Below are 8951 nucleotides of genomic sequence, written 5' to 3'. Positions count from 1 at the left end.
TCAGCGAGGAGCTCCTGTTCAAGATTGTGACGCAGACTGGCCAGAACGAGCCGGACGCTCTGGTGGGGGCCGAGCCGCCGTGAACCGGCCGACGGCAGATCACCGCCGGTTGCCGCGTGGATTCTCCGGCACAGGTCGTGCATCTGGGTTCGGGTCAGTCGTGTGATAGCATGGGGCCTGCGGCCTGTTCCTTGATAGTTTCTTGTCACGCATTAATTATCTCGGGGCAGGCCGCCCTTCGTCTTCTGCGACACGCCTCCACGAAACCATCGACAACAGCTTAGATCATCCCTATGAATAAGCTTCGTTGGATCCGTACGCATCGTCGTGCCGTATTTGATCGCCCATATTTGGTGCACCGAAGATGAGAGCACTGCCTGAGATGAGTACGAGTTCAGTGCAAACACAATGAGCTTCGCATCGAACACTCCCGTATTGGGAAGACGGGCGGGCATGAGCGTCCGGCTAACCTGCGCAATTGCAAATACTTCGTCAAGCCCGGCAATCGCCTCCCGCATGGCGGGCGCATTTTCCGCAAATCGCCACCAATAATCACGGCGAGGCTTACGCTTATTACGAGCCCGTTCCGGTTGCACCCGTTCAAGTAGCCGCGCGTAGGGCAACGCATACATGCGCGCCTCTGCCTCGCTCCTCACGTTGAAGTCGATCACCCAGCGGGAGGCGGAGCAGTCGGGGCGGGAGTTGAGGTCCTCGCCGTTGAGGTAGGGGAAGAGCACCTCGGCATTGTGCGGGTCCTCCGCGATCCAGGCCTGCGCCTCCTCCGGCTCCAGAATGAAGCCCTTGCCCAACACGATGCACCCTTGGAAGGCAATGCCCGCGTTCTCGGCCAGGCGCTCCGGTTTGCCCTCCACGCGTCCGGCCGGTTCCAGCAGGGTGCTGATCCGTGGCACCAGCACGTCCTGGTCCCCGCTGGTCACCGCCCGCACCTGCGGCGCCACTTGGGCGCGAGTGCCCCAGACGGCGGCATACTCCAGGTTGGCGCTGCTGGAGGGCCAAGAGCGCGACTGCACCGCCCGGGTGATGGTGAAACCGGCCGTCGCCAGCTGATCGAGCCCGACCTCACGGGTGTCGCCCTGAGCCACGGTGTTGGTGGCGATGAGCCCCAGCGTGCCGCGTGGATTCAGCAGGGCGTGGGCGCGCAGGAAGAAGTAAGCGACAAGATCCGCACTTCCGCGTTTCCCATCGGCAAGCACATGCACGAACCAGTCGCGCAGATTCGTGCCCATGGTTCCCGTGAGCCGCTGCCCACCCAGGAACGGCGGATTACCCACGATGGCGTCGAAACCACCGCGCTCGGTGACCTCGGGGACGGCCAGTGGCCAGTGCAGGCACCGCCAGCGCTCGTAGTCGGTGCGCACCGTCGGGGTCAGGCCGCGCGCCAGGATCGCCTCCAGCTCGGCAGGGTCGCCGTCCCCTGCCGCCGGGTAGGCACTGGCCGCTGCCGTGGCGAGGTTCTCGTAGGCCTCGTTGAGTCGCCTGCCGGGCTTGCCGGCCACCGCCGGGTCGAGGCCGGCGGCGATGACGGCGTCGGCGAGCCGGTTGAGGGTGGCGAGCCGTTCGTCGTTGACGCGGTTGAGACGCCGCTTGGCGGTGGTGGAGCGGGCCGGGTCGTCGTTGTTCACCTCGGAGGCGAGCTGGCGGCGGCGGTCGGTGACCTCGGTGAGGATCGCTCCCACGTCGAGTTCCGGCACCACGGCGCCGGTGGCGTCCAGGTCGAAGAGCCTGCTCTGGGCGGCGGCCGGGTCGATGTGCAGGGCGCGCAGCTGGTCGAGGCTCGTGATGCCGAGCAGGGAGTTGCCGACGAACACCTTGTCGTCGACGAAGCTGAACGGCAGATGGGGGTCGAGGGAGACGAGCCACAGCGAGAGCTTGCACATCTCGACGGCCATCGGGTTGATGTCGACGCCGTAGAGGCAGTGGGCCACCACCTCGCGCAGGGCGTGGCGCTCCACCTCCTCCGGTGGCTCGCCCCGGCGCCCGGCCTCTCCCTCGCGGTCCCAGGCCTCCACCAGCCGTCTGGCCAGGTAGCGGGCGGCGGCGACGAGGAAGGCGCCGGAGCCGCAGGCGATGTCGGCCACGCGCAGGCGCAGGATCGCGTCGGAGGCGACGGGCTGCCACTGGGAGCGGTCCTCGCTCTGGTGCGGGCCCGGGCTGTAGACGAGGGGTTCCAGGGCGTGGGTCACCACGTCCTCGGCCAGGGCGTGGGGCGTGTAGTGGGCGCCGGCGTCGCGCCGCGATGGGGTTTCGACCACCAGTAGTTCGCCGGGCTGGATCACCACGGGGCGTCCGCGCAGGTCGCGGCGGATGGCGCCGATCCACGGTTTCAGTCGCTCGCGCAGCCCGGCGTCGTGGGTGACGTCGAGCAGGGCGCGTTCGGCGTCCGTCATGGTGTCCCCGGCCGCGAGCGCCTTGGCCAGAGCCGATTTGCCCTGCGGTTCGGCGGACGGCTGGTCGGTCTTGACCCAGTCGCGGATGGCGGCGGCGAGGCCGGCGTCGTCGACATGGTCCTCGGCCAGGTCCTCGAGCACGTCGAGCGGCACCTCGGGCTCGTTGCCGTCCTTGCCGTTCAGGCCGAGCACCACCTGGTCGCTGCGGCGGCAGGTGTAGCCGAGCAGGCCCTCGTAGATGTAGCCGATCTGCTCCACGTCGATGTCGCGGAAGGACACCCGCCGGGCCTCCTTCCCGGTGTGCGCGATCTGCACGGCGCGCAGCACGTGGAGCATGACCCGGTCGGAGACGCGCACGGCCAGTGCGCCGTCGGGGCCGGTGGCGGTGAGGAAACCGAACCTGGCGGGGTCGAACAGGGAGCCGCCGTAGGCGGGCATGCGCACGTCCTCCCAGGTGGCGCCGCCGAACAGGGCGCCCGAGGTGGCCAGCAGCCGGTGCCACACGAAGTAGGTGCCGTCCATCGGCTCCTCGCCCTCGTCGCGGGCGCGGGCCTCCAGCCCGTCCAGGACCCCGGCCAGGCCGTAGCCGCTGCGGTAGAGGTCCTGGGTGGGCAGCAGGCCGCGTTCCTCGGCGAAGAGCAGGAAGACGACGCGCATCATGACGGTGACGACCGCCTCGTAGACCTCGCCCGCGTCATCGGGCAGCGGGCTGGGGCGCCCGCCGCGCACGGCGGCGGTGGCCGACTGCGAGACCGCGGAGACGACCAGTTCGACGGCCCGCCGCACCTGGGTGCCCAGCGCCTCGGTGACCTCCTCGGCGGCCAGCACGGAGCCGGCGAACAGCTGGGGCAGGCGCTCGCCGGGTTTGCCGCCGAGCTCGCCGGGTTTGCCGCCGAGCAGGTGCCGCACACCCAACAGGGTCATGAAGGCGTTGCGGGTGTCCGGCTCCTCGATCCAGGTCTGGGCGTCCACCACGCCGGAGGCGGTCGCCGCACCGCGCGGAGCGCTCACCAGCGCCCACCAGCGGCCGTCGGTGACCACGCCGATCGAGCAGGTCGACTCCGGGGCGCGCAGCATGGCGCCCATCCGGTCGATGGGGCTGGCGGCCCAGCCGTCGTCGCACAGCTCGCGCAGCGAGGCAACCGGGTCGACGACGAGCACGAGGGCGCCGACCGTCGTGGTGCCGCCGGTGTCGCGGACGAGCGCGCCGGTCGGGGTGACGGTGACCGGGTGGATGCCGTCGCTGCGGGCCCGGTGGCTCTCGGCGAGCACGGGGCGGTCGGCGGCGGACACGTAGTGCGGGCCCCAGCCGATGACCTCGGTGAGCACCGTGCGCACCCAGGCGTCGCGGGCCCGGCGGTACGCCTGCAGCTCCAGGCCCTTGTCCTGTGCCAGGTCCCAGGCGTCCCAGGCGGCGTCGAAGGCCTGCTTGGCACGGCGCAGGACCTCCTTCGGGCCGCGGTCGAGAGTCCGCATGCCCTGCGGGTACAGCTCGGTCATGACGGGCACGGACAGGAACGGACCCTCGGCGTCGACCAGTTCGAGCCACTCGCGGTGCGTCTGGGCAACCGGGCGCGTGCCGTTCCCCGCTCGGCCGCTCCCATCACGGGCACTGCTCCTCCGCCGGTTCATCGGCCCTTCCCCTCCCATGCGGCGGCGTCCTGCTCGGACACGGCGAAGACGAGTCCTACCGAGGCGATGAAGGGCCGCACGTCCTCGTAGCGGCGGGCCACGGCATCGGCCTCGCGGCGTTCCTCGGCGTCGAGGACGGCCAGCCGGTCGGCTATGGCGCGCATGTCGCGCTCGCGCTGGGCGCGTTGCTCGTCGAGCCAGGCGGCGAGCATGTCCTGGTTGGTCTGGTCCTCGGCGCGCATCCGCTCCAGTGACTCGGTCAGGTTGGTGCGGAAGGCCTCGTAGATGCCGTGCACTCGGCCGGTGTCGGCCTGCTGCCGGTCGTGGAGCCGGTCGTGGACCATGCCCTGCAGCCGGTCGGCGCGGCGTCGGGTCTCCTCCTCGAGACGAGTACGCAGATGGGCGCCGTTGGCCTGCCAGTCGGTGACGAGCCGGTCGCGCACCGCGGGCGAGGCGAGTGCGAACTCATCGGGGTCGAGTACGCGGTCGAGGATCCTCGTCAGTCGGTCCTCAGCGACTCGGCTGCCGCGCAGCCGGACGCCGGTGACGAAGACCTGCTCGTGCAGGCGCAGGCCGCCGCGGCCGACGAGGACGAGTCGCGACACCGACACCGCGTAGGTCTCGTCGAGGCCGAGCATGACGACGGCGGTGACGCGGTTGACGGCCGACTGGGGGCTGAACAGGTTGGCGCGCAGCGTGCGGGTGGCCTTGCGCATGAGCGGATGGCCGAGGTGGACGTGGACGATGCCCGGGACACCGGCCGCCCGCTCGTCGAAGCTGACGGGGCGAGGCCGGTCGGGGTGGAGCAGGGTCGCGAGGCCCTGAACGGCGCCGTCCCATGAGTGGTCCAGAGAGGGAACCCTGAAAGTTTCAGGGTCGCTGGAGGAGTCCGGCACGTCGCCGGGCTCCTCCAGTTCCAGCACCTCGGCGCGCGGTTCGACCTGCTCCAGTGCCGGCTGGCTGGTCAGGCGCAGCGCCGTGTCGACCACCCGCCGCCCGGCCTGCGGGGTCAGGTGCATCTGCTCCTTGCGCTCGGTGTAGCGGCGGCCCAGTTCGGTGAGACTGCGGCTGAGTCGTCGACTGCCGGCCAGCACCTCGTTGACCGCCTGCTGGTCAGGTGTCGCGGCGGCGCGGCGCCGGGCCTGGCGGTGCAGGAGGCGTTCGGTGATCTGCTCGTCGATGAGCGGGTTGAGGGCGCCGAGGTCCTGGGTCTCGGTGGTGATCTTCTCGACCAGGCGGTTCAGGAAGTCGAGTTCACCGGACCAGAGGCCGGGAGACCCCCGCCCGGGCACGAGGTAGTGGACTTCAGGGGCGTACCGCTGCCCGTAACGGTCGATGCGGCCGATGCGCTGCTCCAGGCGGGACGGGTTGAAGGGCACGTCGAAGTTCACCAGGCGGTGGCAGTGGGTCTGCAGGTCGATGCCCTCGCCGGCGGCGTCGGTGGCGACGAGCACCCGCACCGGCTCCTGGGCGGGGTCGGCGTTGAACCGGGCCCTGATGCGCTCGCGCTCCTCGGATGGTGTGGAGCCCTGGATGGCGGCGAGCCGGTCCCGGTCGTAGCCCTGCGAGCCGAGCACGGTGGTGATCCAGTGGAGGGTGTCGGCGTACTCGGTGAAGACGACGACCCGTTCATTCGTCCAGGTTCCCCCGTCGGGGCGGCAGATGGCGTCGAGCCAGTCGATGAGTGCCTGCAGGCGCGTGTTGGCCCGCGCCTCGTAGCCGCGCGCCCAGGCCTCCAGTTCTTCGAGGTCGCCCCGGGTGGCGGCGCTGAGCGCAGTACCGGTGCGGGTGGCGAGCAGCGTGTCGGTCTCGGGCTGTTCGGGCTGGCCCTCCTCCTCGTCGGACTGGCCGGAGCCCATGACCTCCGCGTAGTAGTCGTCGATGTCGTAGAAGGTCTCGCCCGGGGCCACCGGGACGGTCAAGTAGTTGCCGAGCGTCTGAGCGAAGGCCCACGGGCTGGACAGGAAGCGTTTCTTGAGGAGCAGGGCGGCGATGTCGAGGCTGCTCCGGCCCTGCTCGCGGCCTGAGGCGCGTAGCAGCGCGTCGAGCCTGGCGTAGGCCTCCTCCTCGTCGGGGGATGTCTCGTACGGCAGAACCCTCATCTCGCGGCGCTGGAACTCTCGCCCCTCGACGTCGGACTTCAGGCGCCGCACGGTGACCTCGTCGAGGGCCGTCCGGTCGATCTCGGCGCCGCGGGCGAAGCGGCGCGGGTCGATCATCTCGAGCAGTGCGGTGAACGACTCGGTGTAGCCGTTGTGCGGGGTGGCGGACAAGAAGAGCCGGTGCTCGCACTTGTCAGCCAGGCGCCGCAGGGCGCGGGTGCGCTGGGAGTCGACGGCGTAGCCGCGCCCGCCGCCGACGGCGGTGGGGGCAGCCGGTGCGACGTGGTGGGCCTCGTCCACCACGAGGACGTCGAAGGCGTAGCGGCGCGCCGACCCAGCCCTGCCGGCGTCGGCCAGCACCTCGCGCAGCAGCCGCTGGGCGCGCACGCCCGGCAGCCACGCCATGGACACGATGACCCGCGGGTACAGGCGCAGCGGGTTGGCGGCCAGCCCGTAGGTGCGCCGGTCGGCGGCGATCCTGGCCGAGTCGACGATGACGAACTCCAGACCGAACTTCTCACGCATCTCGTCGCGCCACTTCTGGGCCAGGCTCGGCGGGCACACGATGATGACCGAGCGGGCCCGGTGACGCAGCAGCAACTCCTCGATGACCAGGCCCGCTTCGATCGTCTTGCCGAGGCCGACGTCGTCGGCGAGCAGCAGGTTGGCGCGCGGAGCCTCCAGGGCGCGGCGCAGCGGCTCGAGCTGGTAGGGCTCCAGGGTGGCGCCCGAGCGAAAGGGCGCCTGGAAGGCCCTCGGGTCGGCGGAGGTCACCGCGCCCCAGCGCACCGCGTCGACGAAGGCGCCGAGGATGTCGGGATCATCGAAGGAGTCCGCGCCGATCACCTCGGGCAGGCCGCGGTCGGAGACGATCGAGTTGCCAACCTCGAGTTCCCAGACGACGGTGAGCTCCTCGCCCATGCGGTCCTCGGCGAGCGACTGGAGCATCACCAAGTGTTCGAGGCCGGCACGCGACTCGTCGGCGGGGCTGCGCGGCAGGCCCTGCTCCCGGACGTCGGTGACCGCCCAGGTGGCGCCACGGACCTGGACGACCTGGCCGGGTTCTGGCACGGAGGCAGACCCTGTGGGCGTGAACGTGTTGAGCTGTTCGGTGGTCATCGCATCCCTTGGCTTGGTTCGCACAGTCGCCCTGCGACGAGGTCACCCTATCGGAAGGCTCCGGCATCACGGCGCAGGCTCAAGCGTGACGCGGACGAAGCGAAGCGTATCGAGGGGTTGGTGCACGGGGCGTCACCACCTCGGTGGCCGGCTGCCGAGGCCCCGCACAAGACCGCAGGCCTCAGTGTCACTGCGGCTCGGGAAAGCTGCCCACAACCCCGAGGTCGATGTGCAGCCCCAGCGGCGCGCCCGCGGCGTCGCGGGTGAGCACGACCGGATAGACGCCGTCGCCCCAGCCGGAGTTCGAGATCACGACGTTCTCCCCGTTCGAGGCGAGCGGCATGACGATGTTGGCCGAGCCTTCACGGTAGTACTCGGGGTCGTACAGGAGATCGAACCACGAGTCGGGCTCTTCGGATTCAAAGACCTCACAGTCCCACTCGAGGTCATCGGGCGGCATGGCGGTGGCGACGGCGTCATGGTCGACGAAACCGACCGTTCCTGCGTCCACGAAAACGCCTGACTTCCTGCCGTCCGCCGTCTGGGCCTCCTCGACGGAGGCGGCCTCGCCGTCTGCGAGGATGACGGACAGGTATGCCTCGCGCAGGTGCGCGCCGTCCTGCGTCGGAGAGACGTCGGCGACCGTGACCCGCACCGGGTAGTCGCCCGGCTCGACGGCGAAGAACGGACCATTACCAAGGGTGACGAAGGGGTCACAGGCCTCCAGGCGCCCCGAGGGCACCCGCAGCATCCCCAGGTCAGTCACGGTGAGCCCGACTGACCCGGCGGGGTAGTAAAAACCGTCCTCGAAAGGGCTTGGCACCGGCCCGGAGACGAGGGCGTAGAAGTCGAGATCAGGCATGGTCCGAATACTACTGGGAGCGTTGCCGCACGCAGGTGGCGCTGTGGCGGGCCGGGTGGGGCCTTCGACGCATCACGGGCGGGTGGGGTCGGACCGTCATGGCGATCTCGGCCGCCGATCAGTTGTCGGGTCCGACGTGACGTGACGTCGTTGCCGCTGCGAGCGGGATCCACATCAAGGGTCAGGATCTAACATCACGGCCCAAGCTCAAGCGAGGCGCGTTCTTTGCGGAGCATGTCGAAGGTATCGACGCATGGGACGTCAAGGGCCACACACGCATCGGGGATCTTCACCCGCTTGCGCGAACCAGTCCCCGCCTTCTCGTGGGTGACGACGGTACAGGAATGGGCACTCGCATGAGCAACGAGCATGAAGTCGGCCGTACCTGCAGCGAAAGCATTCAGCGCATCGTCAGTGAAGTCCTGAGACTGAGCCCAGGCAGACAGCTTCGAGAAAACCTGTGCAGTCCTGCCATCCAGGGGAAAGAAAAAATCACGATGGTCTCGTGACCAGTCGGAGAGCTCGTCATCTTTTTCGAGTAGTTCTTCTCGGACCCTCTCGATGCTGCATGCGACGCCTCGACTGTGGGCGTTCTCCAACCAGCGCCAGAATCCCGGGGCGATGTCGAAGGCGTATGGCTGACATGAAACGAAACCGTATTTTTCGTGGATTTCCTGTGCTGTTTCGAATATGATTGGAGCATGCAGGTTGAGGTCACCCCGGAAGAAACCGCCGTCCTGATCAGGTGGAAGAAGCGTTCCGACAATCATGTGCTGGTTCGGATGAAAGCAGAAGCGATCCTGTACGCCTCTGAAGGAGTCGGAATCG

Annotated in this window: 4 protein-coding genes; all 4 read right to left on the bottom strand. The window is 69.2% G+C overall.

The features are described 5' to 3' along the window. Positions 1-212: 212 nt before the first annotated feature. Positions 213-4040, bottom strand: coding sequence for an Eco57I restriction-modification methylase domain-containing protein (locus K336_RS16345; protein ID WP_043151037.1), 3828 nt, complete (start codon positions 4038-4040; stop codon positions 213-215). Continuing rightward, on the bottom strand, positions 4037-7261 hold the full coding sequence (gene drmD, locus K336_RS0111950; protein WP_051245772.1) for a DISARM system SNF2-like helicase DrmD: 3225 nt from the start codon (positions 7259-7261) through the stop codon (positions 4037-4039). Before drmD ends, K336_RS16345 begins: the two co-directional genes overlap by 4 nt. 187 nt (positions 7262-7448) lie before the next feature. Continuing rightward, complete coding sequence (locus K336_RS17230; RefSeq protein ID WP_081660831.1) at positions 7449-8123, bottom strand: DUF4241 domain-containing protein; 675 nt, start codon at positions 8121-8123, stop codon at positions 7449-7451. Positions 8124-8317: 194 nt separating this feature from the next. Further along, the coding region (locus tag K336_RS18050; RefSeq protein ID WP_211223510.1) for a DUF4411 family protein at positions 8318-8951 on the bottom strand (634 nt) is incomplete at its 5' end.

It is taken from the genome of Propionibacterium acidifaciens DSM 21887 (assembly GCF_000426605.1).
Classification (GTDB): Bacteria; Actinomycetota; Actinomycetes; order Propionibacteriales; family Propionibacteriaceae; genus Propionibacterium; species Propionibacterium acidifaciens.
This window is presented reverse-complemented; position numbering and strand designations above follow the sequence as displayed.

Excerpts from the sequence above, each read along its gene's own strand:
- K336_RS17230 (WP_081660831.1), bottom strand. The coding sequence starts at position 8,123 with ATGCCTGATCTCGACTTCTACGCCCTCGTCTCCGGGCCGGTGCCAAGC.
- K336_RS16345 (WP_043151037.1), bottom strand. The coding sequence starts at position 4,040 with ATGAACCGGCGGAGGAGCAGTGCCCGTGATGGGAGCGGCCGAGCGGGG.
- drmD (WP_051245772.1), bottom strand. The coding sequence starts at position 7,261 with ATGACCACCGAACAGCTCAACACGTTCACGCCCACAGGGTCTGCCTCC.